Consider the following 23,783-nt stretch of genomic DNA (forward strand, 5'->3'; position numbering starts at 1 on the left):
GATTGATATTCTGGTTTAAGAGAAGACTTAAACGGGAATAAACAGAATTTGTCTGGCGGCAATAGCGCGGTGGTCCCACCTGACCCCATGCCGAACTCAGCAGTGAAACGCCGTAGCGCCGATGGTAGTGTGGGGTCTCCCCATGTGAGAGTAGGGAACTGCCAGACATTAAATTAGCCGAGAAGCCACCCATTGGGTGGCTTTTTTGCGTTTGGGGACTTAAAAAATAGGTGATAAAAGGCAAGATAGTCATCCTTTGAAGCGTGATTATCGCAACAGCCCCCTTCAGATCTCACTAATTTCGTTGTTCTTACTCTCTGGATGCCTGTATTTAAAGGCCACTATGCAAAAACTACCACCCGAAAATCATTATTCAAGAAATCATGAGTCTTAAAATCCTCTCTACTTCAGATCAAAAAAGTCTAAGCCATTTTAGCTATTAAGCTGTAATAAAAAGTCTGAATATCATTAAGTTACTAGTTTGCTAGACTTTTAATATTCCTAATACACCAACCATCGCTTGAAATTATTTCAACTTGCTTCGAAACGCTCGACAAGTAGAGTCACATTGGTTAGATTGTTTAGCATTCTAGAAGTCTAAACGTACAAAGTATATTTAAGGGGATGAACCATGCCAATTCGCCTGCCTGATGAGCTACCAGCAGTTAATTTCTTGCGTGAAGAAAATGTTTTTGTCATGACCACGACAAGAGCCAGCCTTCAGGAGATCCGTCCCTTGAAAGTACTGATACTGAACCTAATGCCGAAAAAAATTGAAACTGAAAACCAATTTTTACGGTTACTATCAAACACGCCATTGCAAGTCGATATCCAGCTTCTACGCATTGATCAGCGAGAATCTAAGAATACGCCAACTGAACACTTGAACAATTTTTACTGTGATTTTGAAGATATTAAACACCAAAATTTTGATGGATTAATTGTAACAGGTGCTCCGCTCGGCTTAGTTGAATTTGCTGACGTGTGTTATTGGGAACAAATAGAGCGGGTCATTGCATGGGCAAAAGAGCATGTGACTTCAACATTATTTGTTTGCTGGGCGGTTCAAGCTGCACTTAACGTATTGTATGATTTACCTAAATTAACCCGCAAAGAGAAACTCTCTGGCGTATATTCACACGAAACATTAGAGCCTTATGCGTTATTAACTCGCGGGTTTGATGCTTCTTTTTATGCGCCGCATTCCCGTTATGCCGATTTCCCTGAAGACTATATTCGTCAGAACACAGACCTTGATATTTTAGCCAGCTCACCGGAAGCGGGAGCGTACTTATTTGCATCAAAAGATAAGCGTTTGGCCTTTGTCACGGGGCATCCTGAGTATGATGCGGAAACATTATCTCAAGAATATTGGCGTGATGTGGATGCCGGGATCACACCTGAATTACCGTGTAATTATTTCAAAAATGATGATCCGAATAATTCGCCGGAAGTTCGTTGGCGTAGTCATGGTCACTTGTTATTCTCCAATTGGCTGAATTATTATGTGTATCAGATCACACCATTCGATCTTACTCATATGGAACCAACATTAGATTAAAAAACTCACTTAATGCCAGCTAACTGGTCATATCTCAGAATATAAGGCTGAGTAATCAAAATTATTTAGCCTTTAAATCAAGATTCCTCCCATTTTTTAGATGAATAAAAAATCAATTTTTGTCTGCTCACTCATTTTCTTTGTTTGAAAGAAAATTTCAACTTATACATAACTTCATGATTTAACTTATATTTAACATTTTATTTTTAGGAGATAGAAATTAAAAGCAAAATAATAAATTCATCTAACTCCTTTATAATCAATACGATATGTTTATTGTAAATTAAAATGGAAACCGTTTTTGATTTATTTGTTTTTTAAGTTTACTCTTAATTCATAGCCAGCCATGAATGAGGAAAAAACAATGGATCAGCAGTTATCTATTTCAGATTTAACCTTCAAGAAAGCATTTTCTCAGCAAGCAAAACAAATATTAAGTGCTGATTCTATTGGCTTTCTTTCTTATCTTGTCGAAGGTTTCTTGCCAAGAAGAGAGCAGCTACTCAAAGACAGAGTGCATCGTCAAAAAGAGATTGATGCAGGTGATTTACCTGATTTCATTATGGAATCTAATTCCATTAAAAATTCGGACTGGAAAATTCAAAATATTCCTGATGATTTACAAGATCGTCGCATAGAAATTACTGGGCCAGTTGATCGGAAAATGGTGATCAATGCATTGAATGCTAACGTAAAAGTATTTATGGCTGACTTTGAAGACTCTCTATCGCCATCATGGGAAAGATTGATCGACGGGCAAATTAACCTACGAGATGCGATCACTGGCGAAATCTCCTATACCAATGAAAATGGCAAAGTTTATCAGCTGAAATCTAACCCAGCCGTATTGATAGCTCGAGTGCGTGGACTGCATTTAGATGAAAAACATGTGCTTGTCGATAATCAACCGATCCCCGGTGGGCTGTTTGATTTCGCGCTCTACTTTTTCAATAACTATCAGGCATTACTGGCGAAGGGGAGCGGTCCTTACTTCTATATTCCGAAGCTGGAATCTTGGCAGGAAGCGCAGTGGTGGAGCGATGTGTTTAGTGCTGCAGAAGATTATGTGGGCTTACCACGCGGGACTATCAAAGCCACCGTGTTAATTGAAACACTCCCAGCGGTTTTTCAAATGGATGAAATTTTGTACCACATGCGTCATCACATTGTTGGGCTTAACTGTGGACGCTGGGACTACATTTTCAGCTATATCAAAACATTGAAAGAGCACGCTGACCGCGTTTTACCGGATAGACAGTCGGTGACAATGACACAGGAATTTCTAAGTGCCTATTCACGTTTGCTGATCAAAACCTGTCATCGCCGCGGTGCATTTGCAATGGGGGGAATGTCCGCCTTTATTCCAAGCAAAGATACGCAGGAAAATCAAGCCATTCTCGCCAAAGTTAAAGCGGACAAAGAGCTGGAGGCGCGCAATGGTCATGATGGTTCATGGATTGCACACCCAGGTTTGGCAGACACCGTCATGGCGGTTTTCAACGAAGCATTAGGTGAGCGAAAAAACCAGCTGAATATCCGACGTGAAAATGATGATGAAATTACAGCGCAGCAGCTACTAAAACCTTGTGAAGGCGAAAGAACCGAAGCGGGTATGCGCGCCAATATTCGAGTGGCGGTGCAATATATTGAAGCATGGATTTCAGGAAATGGCTGTGTACCTATCTACGGTTTGATGGAGGATGCGGCGACGGCTGAAATTTCGCGGACATCAATTTGGCAGTGGATCCGTCATAGCAAATCACTATCGAACGGCATGAAAGTCACTAAAGAGTTATTTGAAGAGATGCTGGATGAAGAGTTGCAAGTCATCCAGAAAGAGCTTGGCGACCATCGTTTTCAAAGTGGGCGATTCAAAGAAGCTAGTGAGTTGATGCGCCGAATCACAACCCAAGATGAATTGATCGAGTTCTTAACTATACCAGGCTACCAATTGCTTGATTAGCCAAGTTGAAGAATAGAGATAGCACTCAATTACCCTACAAAGACAGATAACAAGAAAGGATGTAAATCATGACAACATCGCGCTTAGAACAGATTGCTCAATTGGAAAATGAGTGGAAAAAACCACGCTGGAAAGGCATCACGCGCCCATATACGGCGGAAGAAGTGATCAAATTACGTGGCTCGGTCAACCCTGAGCATACATTAGCTCGTAAAGGTGCTGAACGCTTTTGGGCACAGCTGAATGGCGGCGCGAAGAAAGGCTACGTAAATGCATTAGGTGCATTAACTGGCGGGCAAGCATTGCAACAAGCAAAAGCGGGGATTGAAGCTGTTTATCTCTCTGGCTGGCAGGTTGCGGCAGATGCGAACTCGGCATCCAGCATGTACCCTGACCAATCACTCTATCCTGTAGACTCAGTGCCTAACGTGGTTCAGCGGATCAACAACACATTCCGTCGTGCGGATCAAATTCAGTGGGCGAATGGCATTGGTCCCGATAATAAAGAATATATTGATTTCTTTTTACCTATCGTCGCGGATGCAGAGGCTGGCTTTGGTGGGGTTCTGAATGCGTTTGAATTGATGAAGCATATGATTGAAGCGGGCGCAGCGGCGGTGCACTTTGAGGATCAATTGGCGGCAGTGAAAAAATGTGGCCATATGGGCGGGAAAGTCTTAGTTCCAACCCAAGAAGCAATTCAAAAATTAGTTGCAGCACGCTTAGCGGCGGATGTTTCAGGTGTTCCTACTATCTTGGTTGCTAGAACGGATGCGGACGCTGCTGATTTACTAACATCAGATTGTGACCCTTATGATGAGCCATTTATCACTGGTGAGCGTACGGCCGAAGGCTTCTTCCGTACCACGGCAGGGATAGAGCAAGCGATTAGCCGAGGCTTAGCTTATGCCCCTTATGCTGATTTAGTTTGGTGTGAAACCTCCAAGCCAGATCTGGAAGCTGCGCGCCAATTTGCTGAGGCAATTCACGCTAAATTCCCAGGAAAATTACTGGCTTATAATTGTTCTCCTTCATTTAATTGGAAGAAAAATTTGGACGACAGCACCATTGCTCGTTTCCAACAAGAGTTGTCAGATATGGGCTATCGCTTCCAATTTATTACCTTGGCGGGAATTCACAGCATGTGGTTCAACATGTTCGACCTTGCCCACGCTTACGCACAAGGCGAGGGAATGAAACACTATGTTGATAAAGTACAGGAATGTGAATTCGCCGCTATCAATAAAGGCTATACCTTCTCTTCTCATCAGCAAGAAGTGGGAACTGGCTATTTTGATAAGGTGACAACGGTGATTCAAGGGGGGAGCTCTTCAGTCACGGCATTAACAGGTTCGACTGAAGAAGAGCAATTCTAATCGGGGAGAAATATACGGTTCCTATTGCTCGGTGTATGTGTGTTGACATAAGTGTATCTTTTGAGTTTTCAGGCACGCAAGTGCCTGTTTTTTTATTGGGAGAGTGAAGATGACCCTCGAAACTGAACAGATCATCGCTCAAACCATTTTGCAGGGCTTTGATGCGCAATATGGGCGATTTCTTGAAATCACATCGGGTGCTCAAGAACGCTTTGAACGCGGGGATTGGCATGCGGTTCAACACGCGATGAAACAAAGGATAAAGCTGTATGACCATCATGTGGGGCTTGTCGTTGCTCAGCTGCAATGTATGGGGCTAGTGCAATCGCTCAGTCCCTACAATTTGGCGAGGATCAAACAGGTCTATGCGACATTGCTACCGGATTACCCACGTTTTGAAATTGCTGAAAGTTTTTTTAATTCAGTGTATTGCCGACTGTTTCAACATCGAGAGTTAACCCAAGAAAATCTGTTTATCTTTACTTCACAACCTGCTCGGCGCTTTTGCACCTTACCGAGGCCATTAGCTCGCGAATATAAGCTTAATGGGAACATGGAAACGGTATTTAATGGGATCTTAAGCGGGTTGCCGATTCGCTTGGTGTGGCGAGATTTAGCCTTTGATATTGAATGTATTGTGGAAACACTAAGGCAGCGCTTCCCTGAGATTGTAGAGCAAAGTGCCCAATTACATGTGGCGAATGAGTTGTTTTACCGAAATAAAGCTGCATGGTTAGTTGGGAAGCTATATATCAATCATCAAGTTTACCCATTCTTATTGCCTATTCACCATAATGAAGACGGCAAAATGTATGTAGATGCGTGTTTAACTGGCTTTGATGACGCAAGTATCGTGTTTGGCTTCGCTCGTTCCTACTTTATGGTATACGCCCCGTTTCCCGCAGGGTTAGTTTTCTGGTTACGTGAAATTTTACCCAGTAAATCAATCGCTGAATTGTATATGGCGATTGGTTGTCAAAAGCATGGTAAAACAGAATATTACCGAGAATATTTGGCGTATTTAAACTTTTCACGAGAACAATTTACCCTTGCCCCCGGTGTGAAAGGGATGGTGATGTTGGTGTTTACGGCGCCATCATTTGATCGGGTATTTAAGATTATTAAAGATAAATTTGCGCCACAAAAAGAAGTGACTAAAGCTAGAGTGCTTGAGTGTTATCAAATGGTCAAAGAGCACGACCGAGTGGGGCGCATGGCGGATACTCAAGAGTTTGAAAACTTTATTATTGAAAAGCGTTTTGTCAGTGATGAGCTAATGACCGAGTTACTGATGGAGGCGCCGTCTCAGGTTGAAGATTTGGGGGATAAAATATTAATTCGTCATCTCTATATGGAGCGGAAGATGATCCCGCTGAATATTTTTATGGATGAGGCATCGGATGAGCAGCTTTATCACGCGATAGAAGAATATGGTTGCGCCATCAAGCAGCTGGCTGCCGCCAATATTTTCCCGGGGGATATGCTATTTAAAAACTTTGGGGTAACACGCCATGGTCGGGTGGTATTTTATGATTATGATGAAATTTGCTATATGACCGAGGTGAATTTCCGCCATATCCCTGAGCCGCTCTACCCTGAACAAGAGCTCTCAGGCGAACCTTGGTACAGTGTGCGAGAGCAAGATGTTTTCCCCGAAGAGTTTGCGCAATTCTTATGCCAAGATCCGAAAGTCAGGGACTATTTGCAGCTGCATCATCAAGATTTATTTAGCGCGGATTATTGGCAAAAACTGCAAAAACGCATTTTGGATGGGTATGTCGAAGATGTGTTTGCTTACTCGGAAGATCAGCGCTTTTGTCGTCGATTTCTTCGCACTATCTCTACGGTTTAGTTGATTAAAAGTGGGTCAATGACCCACTTCATGACTTAACAATTACAGAGCACCTTGCACTGCTTGTTGTGCTAATTCGGTAATTTTATCGTAGTTGCCATTTTCCAGAGCATCTTCAGGTACCAACCATGAGCCGCCAATACATAACACGCTGTCTAGCGAGAGATAATCACGGTAATTGGCGAGGGAGATCCCGCCAGTTGGGCAGAAGCGAACTTGAGAGAAAGGTCCTGCAATTGCTTTGAGCGCTTTCACGCCACCATTGGCTTCGGCTGGGAAGAATTTGAATTCTTTAAGCCCATAGTTCATGCCCGCCATTAATTCAGATACGGTGGAAATCCCAGGAATTAATGGAATGCTGCCTTGATTTGCAGCCGCTAATAACTCGTCCGTTAAACCGGGACTGATAGCAAATTGCGCACCCGCTTGTGTCACTTCTGCTAGCTGTTTTGCATTGATGACAGTACCAGCGCCGACAATCGCTTCAGGGACTTCTTCAGCAATCAGTCGGATAGCTTCGATAGCGCATTCCGTTCTCAACGTGACTTCCAATACTTTGATACCGCCTTTGAGTAAGGCTTTTGCTAAAGGAACGGCTTGCTCGAGTTTTTTGATCACAATGACAGGAACAACAGGACCTTGTTTTAGAACATCTTCAGCGGTCATTTTCCAATTATTCATAATAAATCCTATTAAGCGGTATAAATTAAAAATTAATGCTGCAAGCACCTTCTTCGGCGCCAGATAAATGTTGTCTTAATGCACCAAACAGCTCTCGACCACAACCCACTCGTTCTGCACTCAGGTCGGCTTGATAAGGTTGACGAGCGGATAAAATGTGTTCATCCACGAGAAGCTCGATTTCTCCCGTTAATGCATTAACGCGAATTAAATCACCATCTTGGACTTTGGCGAGTAAGCCGCCATTGTAAGCTTCTGGGGTGACATGAATCGCGGAAGGCACTTTACCGGATGCGCCCGACAGTCGCCCATCAGTGACTAATGCCACTTTATAGCCTTTGTCCAATAATACCCCGAGTGGCGGCATTAATTTATGCAGTTCAGGCATGCCATTCGCAGATGGCCCTTGGAAACGAACGACAATCACGCAGTCTCTGTCTAATTCGCCTGCTTCAAAACGCGGTGCAATATCATTTTGATTATTGAACACGATGGCCGGGGCTTCAATCACTTGGTTTTCAACGGGAACGGCTGAGGTTTTCATCACAGCGCGCCCGAGGTTTCCAGACAGTAGTTTAGTCCCACCATGATGGGAGAAAGGATGATCAATATCAGCAATCACTTCAAGATCATAAGAATTTTTTGCCCCTTCACGCCAAGATAATTGACCGTTGTCCAACCACGGTTCGAGGGTATAGCGTGATAATCCAAATCCGGCGACGGTGTGAACGTCATCATGGAGTAAACCTTTAGCAAGGAGCTGGCGGATCAACAACTGAACACCACCGGCCGCTTGGAATTGGTTAATATCGGCTTGACCATTTGGATAAATACGGCAAATCAGCGGAACGACAGCAGAAAGATCAGAGAAATCATCCCAATTGATAATGATGCCGGCGGCGCGTGCAATCGCCACCAGATGCATGGTGAGATTAGTGGATCCCCCTGTTGCCAGAAGTGCCACAATACCATTTACAATCACTTTTTCATCAACCAGTTTACCAATCGGTAAATAATTTCCTGATTGCTCAGTAAGACGTGTAATTTGGCGAGCCGCAGCGCGAGTGAGTTCATCACGTAATGGGGAATCAGGCGGAACAAAGGAAGAGCCAGGTAAATGTAGTCCCATCACTTCCATCACCATTTGGTTAGAGTTTGCAGTGCCGTAAAATGTGCAGGTACCAATGCTGTGATAGGACGCGGCTTCAGCATCAAGTAATGCATTACGATCCACCTTTCCTTCAACATATAGCTGACGAATTCTCACTTTTTCTTTGTTGGGCAAGCCTGTGCTCATAGGACCTGCGGGGACAAAAACGGCGGGTAGATGCCCAAAAGAGAGCGCGCCCATCATCAGTCCTGGAACAATTTTGTCGCAGATCCCTAAATAGAGCGCACCATCGAACATATTGTGGGAAAGGCCGATGGCAGTGGACATCGCGATAACATCGCGGCTCAGTAATGAGAGCTCCATACCATCTTGCCCTTGGGTAACGCCATCACACATGGCAGGAACACCAGCGGCTACTTGCCCAATGGCGCCATTTTCAAGTAATGCTTGTTTCAGCTGGTCAGGGTAGCGGTCATAGGGGCGATGGGCGGAAAGCATGTCGTTATAGGAGTTAATGATAGCGATATCGGAACGGGTCATGCTTTTGAGAATGCTTTTTTCTTCGCTTTGGCAGGCGGCAAAACCATGAGCCAGATTCCCACACGCTAATTCAGCGCGATGCACAGTACTGCTACGAGCCTGTTCAATTTTTTCGAGATAGGCTTTTCGAGTCTCTTTAGAACGCTCGATGATACGTTGGGTGATCTGTAAAATGTGGTCATTGACCTTCGTTGAAGGCGTGACGTCAGAAATATTTTTGCTCATGATAATGGCTCCATTATACAAACAGTACTCTTTATGTTACCGGTAACATTGTTCAATGAAAAAACAATTGTTGCAATGATCAAAATGAAGATTTCGACATATCTGTGATCTGAATCAAGAAGAGGATCGGAGAGTAATTTGGGAGTAATCGTGACCATTTCAGCCTAACAGAATGATAAATAATAACTATAATGAGTTAGTCGATGGCATTAAGATGAAAATCAAGTAGGGGAATATGGCATTTTTGAAAAAATGTAATCCGCTTGGGTGGATGTTAGGTATTTTTTGGTTGTGCTCAAGCAGCGTTCAAGCGACAGAAGTGCCTGAAGTGGTCTTAACCACTGGATCTTACGGCGTTTTAGAGAAGGCGATTTCAGCCAGCCAAGGTAGTTCTGCGGAGCAAAAAATGGCGAATGCCACCGCTATTTTGCTGGGCACCCCGTACAACAATCGCACTTTAAATATGGATGCATTCTCTGCTGAACGGTTAATCATTGATTTGAAAGCCGTTGATTGCATGACATTTATTGAGTATAGCGAAGCCTTTAAACATGCGGATGATGCTGAACAATTTGCCTCATATTTAGAAAAAGTACGCTATGTCGATGCAAAAGTCGCATTTAATCAACGTCGTCATTTCTTTTCTGATTGGGCGGAAGGGGAGCATAAAGTTGTCTCTGATATAACGGCTCAATTAAGCCCCCATACGGTTTTTGTTAATAAACAACTTAATAAAAAAAGTAACGGTGACCCTATTATTGCTACGGTTAAAATAACACCAAGAGTGATTAGTTATGTCCCAACTCGATTTATTGATAGAGCACTACTGAAGCAGTTAAAAACAGGGGATTACATTGGTATTTATTCCTCAGCATCAGGATTGGATGTTACCCATGTGGGGGTTGTGATTCGAGAAGGGGAAAAGGTGCTATTTCGCCATGCTTCTTCACAACGAAAAAATTTACGGGTAATGGATGTCGAGCTATTTTCGTATCTTCAAGGAAAAAGTGGAATTATGGTATTTAGATAAAGTCGGTTTTAAAGTTAAGCTATCTAATTACCTATTTTTTAATGTTAATTACGCCCGTCTTATTTTAAATAAATTTTAATTTTTAAAATAAACTTAAATCGTAAGTACAAGTGATTTTTAGTTACTAATCATTGCCATAACCGTGTAAATTGTAAGACATTATTAAATTAGAGATGTTTTAATAATAGTTTCACATGGTTAAAACAACTACTGATATTAAAAAAATATTTTATAAAGCAATGAATTACAACCCAGAGTAGTAAAGATTAAAAATTAAAATCATAATGACACCTTAAATTCCTATCAATAATAGTTAATTCGATTGTTTTTATCTATTTTAAAAAAAATAGATTGTTTTTATAATGCCCATTAATGTTTGATTAGATTCTTTATATTGAGGTGAGCGTGTACATGTCAGAAAAACAAAATATTTATGCTTTGCTTGGCAATCATCTTCGTAAAGCTAGGGTACGTAAAGGGTTATCAGGACAGGAGTTGGCGGCTATTATTCAGCTTAGCCAGCAGCAGGTATCTCGATATGAATTGGGTGTTAACAAGCTAAGTTTAGATAAATTAATCGAGATTGCTATTTTACTTGAAATTGATATTCATGAAATTACCACTATGATTGCACGTCAGTTTGAGAAAGAAAGGATTAATTCAAGTGAGCTAGCGTTAGCGAGTTTTTAATTTATTTTATCTTATCTTAAAATCTTATAGATTAATAAAACTACAATGATTAAATGATTTTAATTATTAATGCTATCTTTAACGTATTAATTAAATTTCATAAATCTGATGATTCTGCTTTTAAATGATAAAAGCAGATAACGATTAAATTCAATTAGATTATTTTTATAAAAGTATTCATATTTTGTTTTTTTGATTCATTTAATTTACGCTTTTTTGAATGTTTGTTCATATTTAAGACGATTCTTTGCGCAAAGTTCTCATGGTTTTATCGAGGTCGGTGTGCTTAAATGTGCGACAATTCAACATGGAAAAAGGGCAGTTTTAAATGGCTAGGGCAATATGGATATTTGTCATATTCCTACTTGTCGGTTGTTCAACGACACCTTCAAAAACGGGTTACTATCTCGATCAGAGTTACCCGTCACAGAATACCAGCGAGCGTATTCAATTTATTGTTCTACATTACACTGTTTCTGATGATGCCCACTCAATTAAAATATTAACGAAAGGAAAGGTGAGTTCCCATTACCTCATTCCTAGTCAACCTGCACAAAAAAATGGTCAGCCTGTCATTTTACAACTTGTTCCTGAGCGCTTGAAAGCGTGGCATGCAGGGGATAGCCGTTGGCAATATCATCACGGGCTCAATGATAGCTCGATTGGTATTGAAATCGTTAATGAAGGTTTGGTGAGAAAAAATGGTCAAGATATCTGGCCGCCTTTTAATGACTCGCAGATAGATGCGTTGATCCCGCTATTGAAAGACATTATGCAACGTTATGACATTCCTCCAGAAAATGTCATTGGCCATAGTGATATCGCCCCGCTGCGTAAACAAGATCCGGGTCGTGCATTCCCGTGGCAATCATTAGCGCTGCATGGGATTGGCGCTTGGCCAGACCCTCAAACCGTTAATAAGTATTTAGCAGGGCGGCAGATTAATGCATCTGTCAGTGTGTTAAACCTACAAAAAGCATTGAAATTTTATGGCTATGCAGGGATCCCACTGACAGGAAAATTAGATAAAGAAACGAAACAGACGTTGCGTGCATTCCAAATGCATTATCGTCCACGGGATATTGATGGGCGGGCAGATGCGGAAACGGAAGCTATCGCTTTAGCCTTGATTGAAAAATATCGCAATATGCCGAAGTTCAAACAATCTTTGAAATCGAATAAATCGGAAAATGCATCCAGTCAACAGGGTGATTAACCTGCCAGTAACATGATTAATTAAAGAAGTGCGGGAAGATCCCGCACTTTTGCTTGCTAGCGATTAGCGCCATATTCATGGCTGATTTCTTTAGCGGCTTTGATCACCATCGCTCCCAGCTCTGTTACCCGATCATCGGTGATCCGAGAAAGTGGTCCAGAAATTGAGATCGCGGCAAATGCCTCTTTATGCTCATCATAAATACAGGCGCCAATACATCTTAACCCCAGCGCATGCTCTTCATCATCATAAGAAAATCCTTGTTTTTTAGCTTGTTGCAGATTTTCTTTCAATGCTGATGGGTTAGTTAATGTATGCGGTGTATAGGCATGTAAGCCTTTTTTGCCCAGTAATGGAATTAGCTGCTCTTCAGGCAAATTGGCAATAAACGCTTTTCCTGCACCCGATGCATGTAATGGCAGCTTTCCGCCAATTGGGGCAGACATGCGCATTAACGCATTACATTGCACCTGGTCAACAATCACAGCGTCATATTCTGTGTGATCCAAAATCGCTAAATTGACGGTTTCGCCAGATTCTTCCATCAAACGGCGTAATATTGGATGGACAAGGGCTAATAAATTACGACTTTCAAGGAAGCTACTGCCGATGATAAAGGCATGAGAAGCGATGACCCACAACCCAAGATCCCCTGTCTGGCGCACAAAACCGTGCTGCTCTAGGGTCATTAATAAGCGGTGAGTTGTGGAATTAGGTAAACCAGCTTGAAGGGCTAAATCGGTGAGAGCGATCCCCCCAGTTGATTCAGAAATGTATTCCAAAAGCGTCAGTCCACGGCTTAAGGATTGAACTTGTCCGGCAGCCGTAGCGCCACTCGCAGGTCCTTTTGCCTTCTTTATTTTTTTAGTAATGGGTGTAGCCGCCATCAAGTGTCTCCTGACAGGAATGAGTATTCGTTTCTATTATGAATGATTTCATTCAAAAATACTCATCGGATCAGCAAAAAGTCGATCTTTGGCAACCTGAAAAACTCTCATCATAACGACGAATTTTCTCTTCTGAAGTTATGGTAGGATGTGATTCATACAAATTTAGTTTAGTTTCAATTCATTGACGATTTAGCTGTGCGAAGTCACAGCATGGGGCAGATTAAGCCGAGGGATTATCATTTTCAGGAGGACAGTGCAGTGTCCAGCAAGAAAAACCAATTAGAACAACAACTAAAAAATAGAATTCTCGTCCTAGATGGTGCGATGGGAACGATGATCCAACGCCATAAGCTCTCTGAAGAGCAGTTTCGCGGCGCGCGTTTTGCAGATTGGCCAAGTGATTTGAAAGGCAACAATGACTTACTTGTGCTCACTCAACCTGAGATTATTCGCGATATCCATAGCCAATATTTTGCAGCAGGGGCAGATATTGTTGAAACCAATACGTTTAACTCCACCACCATTGCGATGGCGGATTATAAAATGGAAGCCCTTTCTGCGGAAATCAACGAAACCGCAGCTCGCCTTGCTCGTGAATGTGCCGATGAGTGGACACGTAAAACCCCAGAAAAACCGCGCTATGTGGCTGGGGTTTTGGGACCAACAAACCGTACAGCATCGATCTCTCCTGATGTGAATGATCCGGCCTATCGCAACGTGACGTTTGATCTGCTGGTGGACGCGTATCGTGAATCCACACGATCGCTGATTAAGGGTGGTGTCGATCTGATCATGATCGAAACTATCTTTGACACATTAAATGCAAAAGCGGCGATTTTTGCCGTAGAAACTGAATTTGAATCCCTTGGGATCCACTTGCCTGTGATGATTTCAGGGACTATCACCGATGCTTCGGGGCGAACTTTATCGGGGCAAACCACGGAAGCATTTTACAACTCATTGCGTCACTCTCAGCCGTTATCATTCGGGCTTAACTGCGCACTGGGGCCTGATGAACTTCGTCAATATATCGCTGAATTATCTCGTATTTCAGAGTGCTATGTTAGCGCCCACCCCAATGCGGGGTTACCGAATGCATTTGGTGAATACGATCTTGATGCCCAAAATATGGCGCAGCAGATCCGCGAATGGGCGGAAGCTGGCTTTTTAAATATCGTCGGTGGATGCTGCGGGACAACACCACTTCATATCCAAAAAATGGCTCAAGCCGTTGAGGGACTTAAACCTCGCCAGTTACCAAAATTACCTGTGAAATGTCGGTTATCCGGTTTAGAACCGCTGAATATTGGTGCGCAATCTCTATTTGTGAACGTTGGTGAGCGCACTAACGTCACAGGCTCTGCAAAATTTAAGCGTTTAATTAAAGAAGAAAATTACCAAGAAGCCCTTGATATCGCTCGCCAACAAGTGGAAAACGGCGCGCAGATCATCGACATCAATATGGATGAGGGCATGTTAGATTCCCACGCGGCGATGGTGTGTTTTCTGAATTTGATCGCGGGAGAACCTGATATTGCACGAGTGCCTATTATGATCGACTCCTCGAAATGGGACGTGATCGAAAAAGGGCTGAAGTGCATCCAAGGCAAAGGGATCGTGAACTCCATCTCCATGAAAGAGGGGGTTGATGCCTTTATTGAACACGCCAAATTAGTCCGTAAATATGGTGCGGCAATGGTGGTCATGGCGTTCGATGAAGTGGGGCAAGCTGATACCCGCGAGCGTAAAATCGAAATTTGCCGCCGCGCATACCAAATATTAACGGAAACGGTCGGTTTTCCACCTGAAGATATTATTTTTGACCCGAATATTTTTGCAGTTGCTACGGGGATTGAAGAGCATAATAACTATGCTGTTGATTTTATTGAAGTCTGTAAAGATATCAAAGATCAACTGCCCCATGCGTTGATCTCAGGTGGGGTGTCTAACGTCTCTTTCTCATTCCGAGGCAATGATCCGGTGCGTGAGGCAATTCACGCTGTTTTCCTGTATCACGCGATCCGCAATGGGATGGATATGGGGATCGTCAATGCGGGGCAACTGGCCATTTATGACGATCTTCCCGCCGAGCTCAAAAACGCGGTAGAAGATGTGATCCTCAATCGCCGAGAAGACGGCACTGAAAAGCTACTGGAACTGGCTGAAAAATACCGTGGAACAGGAGGACAGGAGCAGCAAGTTCAACAAGCGGAATGGCGCAGCTGGGAAGTGGAAAAACGGCTTGAATACTCGCTAGTGAAAGGGATTACGGAATTTATTATCCAAGATACGGAAGAGACTCGCCAACGTGCGTCAAGCCCGATCGAAGTGATTGAAGGCCCGCTAATGAACGGCATGAACGTGGTGGGTGACTTATTTGGTGAAGGAAAAATGTTCCTGCCCCAAGTGGTGAAATCCGCCCGCGTGATGAAGCAAGCCGTGGCGTACTTAGAGCCGTATATTCAGGAGCTAAAACAGTCGGGAAGCAGTGCAGGTAAAGTATTACTAGCGACGGTGAAAGGGGACGTACACGACATTGGCAAAAATATCGTGGGTGTCGTTTTACAGTGTAATAACTATGAAATCATTGATTTAGGCGTCATGGTGCCGTGTGAAACGATCCTAAAAACAGCCCGGGAACAAAACGTCGATATTATCGGTTTATCGGGTCTGATTACGCCGTCATTGGATGAGATGGTGCATGTGGCAAAGGAGATGGAGCGACAAGGGTTTACCTTACCACTATTGATTGGAGGCGCAACCACCTCGAAAGCTCATACTGCGGTGAAAATCGAGCAAAACTATTCAGGACCTACGGTCTATGTGCAGAACGCATCCCGTACGGTGGGGGTCGTCGCTGCATTACTTTCAGCAACCCAAAAAGCCGAGTTTGTTGCCCGAACGCGTCGTGAGTATGACACGGTTCGCCTGCAACATGGGCGCAAAAAACCAAGAACGCCACCCGTTACATTAGAAGCCGCTCGCGCTAATGGGGTGAATATTGATTGGCAACAGTACCAGCCGCCGGTTCCTAAATTCCTAGGCGTTCAAGAAGTGACGGCTTCCATTAAAACATTGCGTGACTATATCGATTGGACACCATTCTTTATGACATGGTCATTGGCTGGTAAATACCCGCGAATTCTCGAAGATGAAGTGGTCGGGGAAGAGGCGCGCAAATTGTTGGCTGATGCCAATGCGATGCTCGACACGTTGGAAAGCCAAAACTTACTGACGCCAAAAGGGATTTTTGGAATTTTCCCAGCAAACCGCGTGGTGGATGATGTGGAAATCTATCGTTCCGATGCTCGGGATGAAGTCCAAGCGGTGGCACTTAATTTACGCCAACAAACGTTGAAAACCGATTTTCCGAACTACTGTTTATCCGATTTTGTGGCACCTAAAGAGAGCGGTAAAGCGGATTATATTGGTGCATTTGCCGTTACTGGCGGGTTAGAAGAGGATGAGCTGGCCCAGCAGTATGAAAATGCCCACGATGATTATAATAAAATCATGGTGAAAGCCTTGGCTGATCGCTTAGCAGAAGCCTTTGCAGAATATCTGCATCAGCAAGTTAGAACCCAGTATTGGGGCTATGCGTCAGAGGAAGCACTGAGCAACGAAGAGTTGATCCGTGAAAATTATCAAGGCATTCGCCCTGCACCGGGTTATGCCGCTTGCCCTGAACACACAGAAAAGGAAAAAATCTGGCAGCTCCTGAATGTGGAAGACAAAATTGGTATGAAACTGACTAGCTCTTACGCAATGTGGCCGGGAGCCTCGGTGTCGGGTTGGTACTTTAGTCACCCTGATAGTAAATACTTTGCGGTGGCACAGGTGCAAAAAGATCAAATTGAAGATTATGCCAAACGCAAAGGAATGACGGTCGCAGAATTAGAACGCTGGTTAGCGCCAAACTTAGGCTATGACCCAGAAGATTGATTTGATCCATAAGATTGATTTTTCAGTTATTCGCCTCCATCTTATAGGTAGGAAATCTATTGGGAGCAAATGATGAGCTATGAATTTATAATTGAAGGAAAACTGCCGTCCTCGGTAGTTTATCCTTATCAGATCCAAAATAGCGCCGCGCCAGAGACATTTATGATGAGCGAAGACGCGGTGAGTGCCATGATGAGTATTTTGCAAATCATGGACAAATTGGATACTGAAGATTCATTGACGGAACATTGTTTTAACCAAATTTGGTTAAGAAGCGAGTTAACGCCAGCAAGAGCAGAAGAAATTTATCTGTTCTTGGAAAACCAAGAGAGGGTTGAGCCGATCCCTTCACAAGAGGAAATCGACGCGTTTTATCAAGCGCAACAAGCGGAAGATAAGTTACTCTCTAAAGAAAGTACCAAAGAAGGTATGGTTCCGGTTCATAAATTTGCGACTAATGATGGTTGGTTAATTACAGCTAAAGAGAGTGAATTAATTGCCGAGGTATTTTCAGAAGAATTAGTGGGTGAAAACCATTTTGTGGTTTCCCAAATATCGACGCTATGCAAAATTAGTCATCAAAAATTAGAATTGATTTTAATTGAGTGGGGTAAGTTTAATTTATTTGCCAGTAAGCATGGCGGATATCGCGTTAATTAATTTTGCGCATTAAGACAATTTAATTATTAATTAGAGGGTGATTAGCTCGTTTTATAACCAATTACGATAATCACCCAAATTATTTTCTTAAAAATTCACATCATTTGGTTATTTTCTGCTTATAGTCCTTATGATTTTTGTATGGGAATGATATCTTATATAGCAGTGGTCAATGCCAAGCTGTGAGTAAATGTCATGAAATTACCCTCTCTCTTATTTAGTTTCTGCATTATCTGTGCCCCTTATGTGCAAGCAGAGCCAATAGAGTCGGGTTCGTTTCATAACCAGCCAGCCAAAGCGGCTGTTAACCAATCTTCCACCCCAATTATTACCCCTGTGGTTTTAACTCCTCAGGCGGACTCCGCTTTAGTTGAACCTTTACCTAAAGCTCTTGAAGTGGCTGAGCCAAGCAACCTTCCAACTGATTTCCAAAGTAGCATTAAAGAGGCCAATGCGGGCAAAGTTGATGCCATGATTGACGTGGGTGTCGCTTATTTGGATGGCACAGATTTTCTCGATGCCGATGAAAATAAAGCTTATTACTGGTTTAAGAAAGCTTCTGATTTAAATAGTAATGATGGTGATTACTACATCGGGATGCTGGCACAGCGCAAAAAAGATTATGAGCAAGCGGGTAATTGGTATCGCAAATGCGCCGAAAAAGGCGATGCATACTGCCAATATGCGATGGGCTATTTATTTGAGCGCGGTTTAGGTGTCGAAAAAGACTATAAACAAGCACGTGCTTGGTATTATGAGGCCGCAGAACAAGAGCAAGAATATGCACAGTTTGCCATTGGGCTGTTCTACCATGATGGGCTTGGTGGTGATATTGACTACAATAAAGCTTTTACATGGTATGAGCGCAGTGCACGTAATGGCGTAGCTTCTGCCGTGAACAACTTAGCCGTGATGTATGAAAATGGCGAAGGCATGGAAAAAGATGAGGATACGGCGATTTACCTGTATCGCCAAGCCGCGAACATGGGCTCCCCAGTTGCACAAAAAAATATGGGAGACTTTTACAGCAAAGGTCATCCGCTCGTTGAGCAAAATAACTACCAAGCCGTTTACTGGTATAAACGCGCGGCAAACCAAGGTGAATTTTCGGCTCAATATGCGTTAGCGCAAGCGTATGAGACAGGCGATGGAGTTGGGCAAGACCTGAGCGAAGCCTTCAAATGGTACCAAATGGCGGCGGATAATGAATCTGCTGAAGCCGCTATGAAAGTGGCTGAGTATTATGAAAAAGGCCTTGGCGGCGTTAAACCGGATATGGCGAAAGCGATCCAGTGGTATATCGAATTAGCGGATTCAGATATTGTCGACGCACAATTAAAGTTAGCGAACTTATATCTGGCGGGTCAGTTGAAAGATGTTGAGATCCAGCAGATTGTGAAGTGGCTGGAAGTCACTAAAGAAGACAATATGGATGCAAAAAACCAGTTAGCGATTTTTTATCTGACTGGAACTGGGGTTCAGCAAGATAGCCAAAAAGCACGGGAGCTTTTGGAGTCTGCGGCATTCAAAGAAAACAGTGATGCGCAAAATAACCTCGGCGTAATGTATGCCCGAGGAGAAGGTGGCAGTAAAAATATTTTCCGCGCTATTATGTGGTTTGAGCGTGCGGATAAACTGGGTAATGTGACCGCAAAAAATAACTTAGCATTATTGCAAAAAGACCATAATGCAAAAGCGAATATGCTGCAATATACAGAAAGTGTAAAAAATTCATTGCCTTCTAAAAAATGAATCACTGAAAGAATCCATTCCATTTCATTTAAAAGCCAATAACCTTATTAATACTGTTGGCTTTTAATCATTTCTATCTATTTTGCTTTTTTCATCGTAATGACAAATATCATTTTGATATTCTTAAAAATTACTTTCTTACTCTTTCTTTTAAGATAATTACGTATTTCTACACCATAAAATTTATCAATCTTTGTGAATTAGGAAGCTATTTTTATTTAGCTAAATAATGAAGTATAGTTTTATTAACTGGTTCTTTGTTGAGTCTTTGTTGTAAATCTCTCCATTAGATTAGAACGAGTTTAGTTGTTTTTTGAGCATGAAAAAATGAGGTGTTAAATGAGCACTTATTGTTTTTTTATTAAATCTGACGAAGTTGTTGCGTTAGAGATGACTGAAACCCAAAATGCTACCGAGTTAGTGAATATGGGTTACCAAAAGCAGTTTGAAGAGATTGAGGCGAATAGCAAAGAATTAGCGTTAGCGCGCTTTGCAGATATTCGCGGAGAAGAGCTAAAAAGCACTTATGCTTTTGCAGGTGAGTCGACGTTTAGTGGGCTGATTACCTCTTTCCTAAGTCGTTAAATTTATTTTTATTAGCAAGTCAAACGGGCAATCAAAAGATTGCCCGTTATCGTTTATGGATTGCTATTATTTATGGTTAGCTATCCGCTATCACTCAAAAAGATTATTGTGCAGCGTGCGAACAATCTCTTCCGCGTCGTTACCTGGCACAAGCAGACAAATATTATGGCTGCTAGCACCGTAGCTGATCATACGGATATTAAAGGATTCCAACGCGCCGAAAATCTGTTTGCCGAGCCCGTTCACTTGTGAAAGTTGGTTACCAATAATCGCTACCAGAGCTAGGTTTTCTTCCACTTCTACACGGCACAGCGCGGATAATTCGGTCATTAAGGCATTAGTCAGCAAGCTACCATTAGTGCCTGTTGAGCCCGTTGTATCTAATGTCAGTGCGACACTCACTTCCGACGTGGTGATCAAATCCACGGAAATATTATGGCGCAGCAAGATAGTAAAAATCTCTGCCAGGAAACCACGTGCATGCAGCATTTTCAAACTGTGCAAGGTCAGTAACGTTTGTTTGCGGCGTAATGCGAGCGCTCTAAATTGCGGAGGGTTTTCCGTTTGGTCGCTGACGATCGTCCCGCCCGCTTCTGGGGCTTTACTCGAGCCGACGAATACGGGGATCCCCGCACGCACTGCGGGTAATAACGTGGCTGGATGCAGAATTTTTGCGCCGAAAGTCGCCATTTCAGCCGCTTCGTCAAAGGCGATTTCATCGATTTTTTGGGCATTCGGCACCACACGAGGGTCGGTGGTGTAAATGCCGGGTACATCTGTCCAAATATCCACGCGGGATAGGTTCAATACTTCAGCCAGTAAGGCTGCGGTATAGTCACTCCCTCCGCGCCCTAGTGTGGTAGTGCGCCCTTTGGCATCACGACCAATAAACCCTTGAGTGATAACAATCGACTCGGCTAAGCGTGGAAGCAACTGCTGCTGTGCGAGCACTTGTAGCTGTTCAAGATCCGGCTCAGCGCGACCAAAGCTTTCATTGGTTCTCATCACTTTACGGACATCAAACCATTGTGAGGATGCCCCGCGCTGGCGCAACACTTCCACAAACAGTAATGTGGACATAATCTCGCCGTGGCCGACCATTTCGTCCGTTAAGGCATCGGAAGTGGCAAGAGAGGCGGAATCAGCTAAATGGGCGATATTCTCAAGTAGACGGTCGATTTCTTCGCGGATCACGTTCGCAGTTTGCAGGTGTTCGATAATGTCATACTGAGTCTGTTTGACTCTTTGCAGTAGCTCATTGCGTTTATCAGTGTCGCAGCCTTCAGCGAGTTCAATGAGTAAGTTGGTGATCCCCGCACTTGCGGAAAGCACAACCACACGAACTTGATCATTTGCCAGTACGATATCCGCACTTTTATTCATGGCGTCGAAGTTAGCGACGCTTGTGCCGCCGAATTTTGCGATAACAAACTGATTACTGCCAGCTACTGTATTCATTTTCCAATCCCTTTAATTAAACCGCCTATCTTTAAATAATGCATGAACCCAAAATAATTCCTGCGGCGCAGGCCGAATACGGCACGACATCAACAGCTTGAAATACGTTGGAGTAATAGATTTATCGACTTTGGCACGTATCGTCAATAATGAATCGAGGTAAATCAGTAATTCTAATGATGGGCAAATGATTATCGGTTTTCTCAATATCATTTTGGGGATGAGATGACAGTTGCCGTTAGGTTTGGGAGAATAGACCCAACAGCAGCAGATTATGAGAACGCAGAAAACCGATAAGCTTCGTGTCCTCGGCGAGTTACAATCTATTATTATTTGAAATTGTTTTGGAGGTGTTATCCATGAAAAGTATCAATCCAAGCCAGACGGCGGCATGGCGAGCGCTAGAGCAGCATTATGCAGACATGAAAAATGTGCATATGCGTGACTTATTTGCACAAGATGCACAGCGCTTTACGAAGTTTTCTGCCACTTTTGATGACCAAATCTTAGTGGATTTCTCCAAAAACCGTATTACACAAGAGACATTGGACAAACTTTTGGCATTAGCCAAAGAAACGCAACTGGAAGATGCAATCAAAAGTCTGTTCAGTGGTGAGAAAATCAACCGCACTGAAGATCGTGCTGTGCTGCATACCGCATTACGTAACCGCGACAATACCCCAGTGCTGGTGGATGGCAAAGATGTGATGCCAGAAGTGAACGCGGTACTGGAAAAAATGCAGCAATTCAGCACACGCATTATCAGTGGCGAGTGGAAAGGGTACACCGGTAAAGCCATTACTGATGTGGTGAACATTGGGATTGGTGGTTCAGATCTGGGACCATTTATGGTGACTGAGGCGCTACGTCCTTATAAAAACCATTTAAATATGCATTTTGTTTCTAACGTTGATGGCACTCAAATTGCCGAAACATTGAAGGATCTCAATCCTGAAACTACGTTATTCCTGATTGCATCGAAAACATTCACAACGCAAGAAACCATGACCAATGCGCATTCAGCGCGTGAGTGGTTATTGACGTTTGCCAAAGATGAAAAACATATTGCGAAGCATTTTGTGGCGCTCTCAACGAACAGCGAGCAAGTCGCAAAATTTGGTATTGATACCAATAATATGTTCGAATTCTGGGATTGGGTTGGCGGTCGCTACTCTCTGTGGTCAGCGATTGGTTTGTCTATCATTTTATCCGTCGGTTATGAGAATTTCGTTCAATTACTGAGCGGTGCTCATGCAATGGATAAGCACTTCACGCAAACGCCTCTAGAAAGCAATATCCCTGTTTTATTGGCGCTGATCGGCATCTGGTACAACAACTTTTTTGGCTCAGAAACTGAAGCGATTCTTCCATACGACCAATACATGCATCGCTTTGCCGCCTATTTCCAACAAGGCAATATGGAATCAAACGGAAAATATATCGACCGTAATGGCAATGCAGTCACTTACCAAACAGGTCCGATTATTTGGGGTGAACCAGGAACTAACGGGCAACATGCGTTTTACCAGTTGATCCACCAAGGGACAAAAATGATCCCGTGTGACTTTATTGCGCCAGCAATGACACATAACCCGCTGGGGGATCACCATACTAAGTTGCTGTCTAACTTCTTCGCACAAACAGAAGCATTAGCCTTCGGTAAAACCCGTGAAGTGGTGGATGCTGAATTTGCCGCGCAAGGTAAAACTGTCGAAGAGATGGAATATGTGGCGCCTTACAAAGTGTTTGAAGGAAACCGCCCAACTAACTCTATTTTACTTAAAGAGATCACTCCGTATTCATTAGGGGCGCTGATCGCTATGTATGAGCATAAAATCTTTACCCAAGGTGCAATTTTGAATATTTTCACCTTTGACCAATGGGGTGTTGAGTTAGGTAAGCAACTGGCGAGCCGTATTCTGCCTGAATTGGAAAATAGCCAAGCGGTAGAGAGCCATGATAGCTCTACCAATGGGCTGATTAATTGCTATAAAAATTGGCGTTAATGGCGTTTTTTTAAGCGACTAATAGCCTGTAATTGGCAGGCTATTAGTATCCTAATAAAATACGATTTTTGAGCTAACTCATTATAAATCAAATATTTTTCACAAAATTTTTACAATTTGTGTTGAATTAGCGACTTTTTATATAAATTGTTATCTATCTTTAACCTTGCACAATAACAACGTGCTATTCTATCGCCCAATAATTTAGATGAACGATGCTGGTTGTGGCTTTAATACGCTAGACG

Annotated in this window: 16 protein-coding genes and 1 rRNA gene; 13 read left to right on the top strand and 4 right to left on the bottom strand. The window is 43.0% G+C overall.

The window, feature by feature from the left end:
- Positions 1-51 precede the first annotated feature (51 nt).
- From rrf to aceK, 5 genes are all read left to right on the top strand, one after another.
- Positions 52-167: ribosomal RNA gene (gene rrf / locus ACY3ZI_RS02030) — 5S ribosomal RNA — on the top strand.
- A 464-nt stretch (positions 168-631) separates the two neighbouring features.
- Positions 632-1,561: a homoserine O-acetyltransferase MetA gene (gene metA, locus ACY3ZI_RS02035; RefSeq protein WP_036955456.1), complete on the top strand. Its 930-nt coding sequence runs from the start codon at positions 632-634 to the stop codon at positions 1,559-1,561.
- 364 nt (positions 1,562-1,925) lie between these two features.
- Complete coding sequence (aceB, locus tag ACY3ZI_RS02040; protein ID WP_487375901.1) at positions 1,926-3,524, top strand: malate synthase A; 1,599 nt, start codon at positions 1,926-1,928, stop codon at positions 3,522-3,524.
- 68 nt (positions 3,525-3,592) lie between these two features.
- Positions 3,593-4,900: an isocitrate lyase gene (gene aceA / locus ACY3ZI_RS02045; protein ID WP_108479269.1), complete on the top strand. Its 1,308-nt coding sequence runs from the start codon at positions 3,593-3,595 to the stop codon at positions 4,898-4,900.
- Between the two features lie 109 nt (positions 4,901-5,009).
- Entirely contained in the window at positions 5,010-6,752 is a 1,743-nt protein-coding gene (gene aceK / locus ACY3ZI_RS02050; RefSeq protein WP_211887917.1) for a bifunctional isocitrate dehydrogenase kinase/phosphatase, read from the top strand.
- 42 nt (positions 6,753-6,794) lie between these two features.
- Here the strand turns inward: aceK and ACY3ZI_RS02055 are convergent, their stop codons facing one another.
- Together ACY3ZI_RS02055 and edd are read right to left on the bottom strand one after the other, a co-directional pair.
- A complete protein-coding gene (locus tag ACY3ZI_RS02055; protein WP_211887916.1) occupies positions 6,795-7,433 on the bottom strand; it encodes a bifunctional 4-hydroxy-2-oxoglutarate aldolase/2-dehydro-3-deoxy-phosphogluconate aldolase in 639 nt (212 codons plus the stop codon).
- Between the two features lie 25 nt (positions 7,434-7,458).
- Complete coding sequence (gene edd / locus ACY3ZI_RS02060; protein WP_211887915.1) at positions 7,459-9,309, bottom strand: phosphogluconate dehydratase; 1,851 nt, start codon at positions 9,307-9,309, stop codon at positions 7,459-7,461.
- Between the two features lie 235 nt (positions 9,310-9,544).
- Between edd and ACY3ZI_RS02065 the strand changes: the two genes are divergently transcribed.
- From ACY3ZI_RS02065 to ACY3ZI_RS02075, 3 genes are all read left to right on the top strand, one after another.
- Positions 9,545-10,339, top strand: coding sequence for an N-acetylmuramoyl-L-alanine amidase-like domain-containing protein (locus ACY3ZI_RS02065; protein ID WP_487375902.1), 795 nt, complete (start codon positions 9,545-9,547; stop codon positions 10,337-10,339).
- Between the two features lie 411 nt (positions 10,340-10,750).
- Entirely contained in the window at positions 10,751-11,029 is a 279-nt protein-coding gene (locus ACY3ZI_RS02070; protein ID WP_036955440.1) for a helix-turn-helix domain-containing protein, read from the top strand.
- A 328-nt stretch (positions 11,030-11,357) separates the two neighbouring features.
- Positions 11,358-12,245 carry an N-acetylmuramoyl-L-alanine amidase gene (locus tag ACY3ZI_RS02075; RefSeq protein WP_211887913.1) on the top strand — a complete coding sequence of 296 codons (888 nt, stop codon included), beginning with the start codon at positions 11,358-11,360 and terminating at the stop codon, positions 12,243-12,245.
- Between the two features lie 56 nt (positions 12,246-12,301).
- Here ACY3ZI_RS02075 and iclR read toward each other — a convergent pair whose 3' ends face one another.
- On the bottom strand, positions 12,302-13,132 hold the full coding sequence (iclR, locus tag ACY3ZI_RS02080) for a glyoxylate bypass operon transcriptional repressor IclR (RefSeq protein WP_036955435.1): 831 nt from the start codon (positions 13,130-13,132) through the stop codon (positions 12,302-12,304).
- A 261-nt stretch (positions 13,133-13,393) separates the two neighbouring features.
- Here iclR and metH point away from each other — a divergent pair, with 261 nt between their 5' ends.
- From metH to ACY3ZI_RS02100, 4 genes are all read left to right on the top strand, one after another.
- Positions 13,394-17,077 carry a methionine synthase gene (gene metH / locus ACY3ZI_RS02085; protein WP_487375903.1) on the top strand — a complete coding sequence of 1,228 codons (3,684 nt, stop codon included), beginning with the start codon at positions 13,394-13,396 and terminating at the stop codon, positions 17,075-17,077.
- A gap of 72 nt (positions 17,078-17,149) precedes the next feature.
- Positions 17,150-17,737, top strand: coding sequence for a hypothetical protein (locus ACY3ZI_RS02090; protein WP_187128669.1), 588 nt, complete (start codon positions 17,150-17,152; stop codon positions 17,735-17,737).
- 195 nt (positions 17,738-17,932) lie between these two features.
- Positions 17,933-19,489: a tetratricopeptide repeat protein gene (locus ACY3ZI_RS02095; RefSeq protein ID WP_211887911.1), complete on the top strand. Its 1,557-nt coding sequence runs from the start codon at positions 17,933-17,935 to the stop codon at positions 19,487-19,489.
- Positions 19,490-19,828: 339 nt separating this feature from the next.
- Positions 19,829-20,074, top strand: a complete 246-nt coding sequence (locus tag ACY3ZI_RS02100) for a hypothetical protein (RefSeq protein WP_036955421.1) — start codon at positions 19,829-19,831, stop codon at positions 20,072-20,074.
- A gap of 90 nt (positions 20,075-20,164) precedes the next feature.
- On the opposite strand, the gene lysC is transcribed toward ACY3ZI_RS02100, so the two are convergent.
- Complete coding sequence (lysC, locus tag ACY3ZI_RS02105; protein ID WP_487375904.1) at positions 20,165-21,532, bottom strand: lysine-sensitive aspartokinase 3; 1,368 nt, start codon at positions 21,530-21,532, stop codon at positions 20,165-20,167.
- A gap of 359 nt (positions 21,533-21,891) precedes the next feature.
- Between lysC and pgi the strand changes: the two genes are divergently transcribed.
- Positions 21,892-23,538, top strand: a complete 1,647-nt coding sequence (pgi, locus tag ACY3ZI_RS02110) for a glucose-6-phosphate isomerase (protein WP_211887910.1) — start codon at positions 21,892-21,894, stop codon at positions 23,536-23,538.
- Positions 23,539-23,783 lie beyond the last annotated feature (245 nt).

Source organism: Providencia sp. LY12 (genome assembly GCF_057621555.1).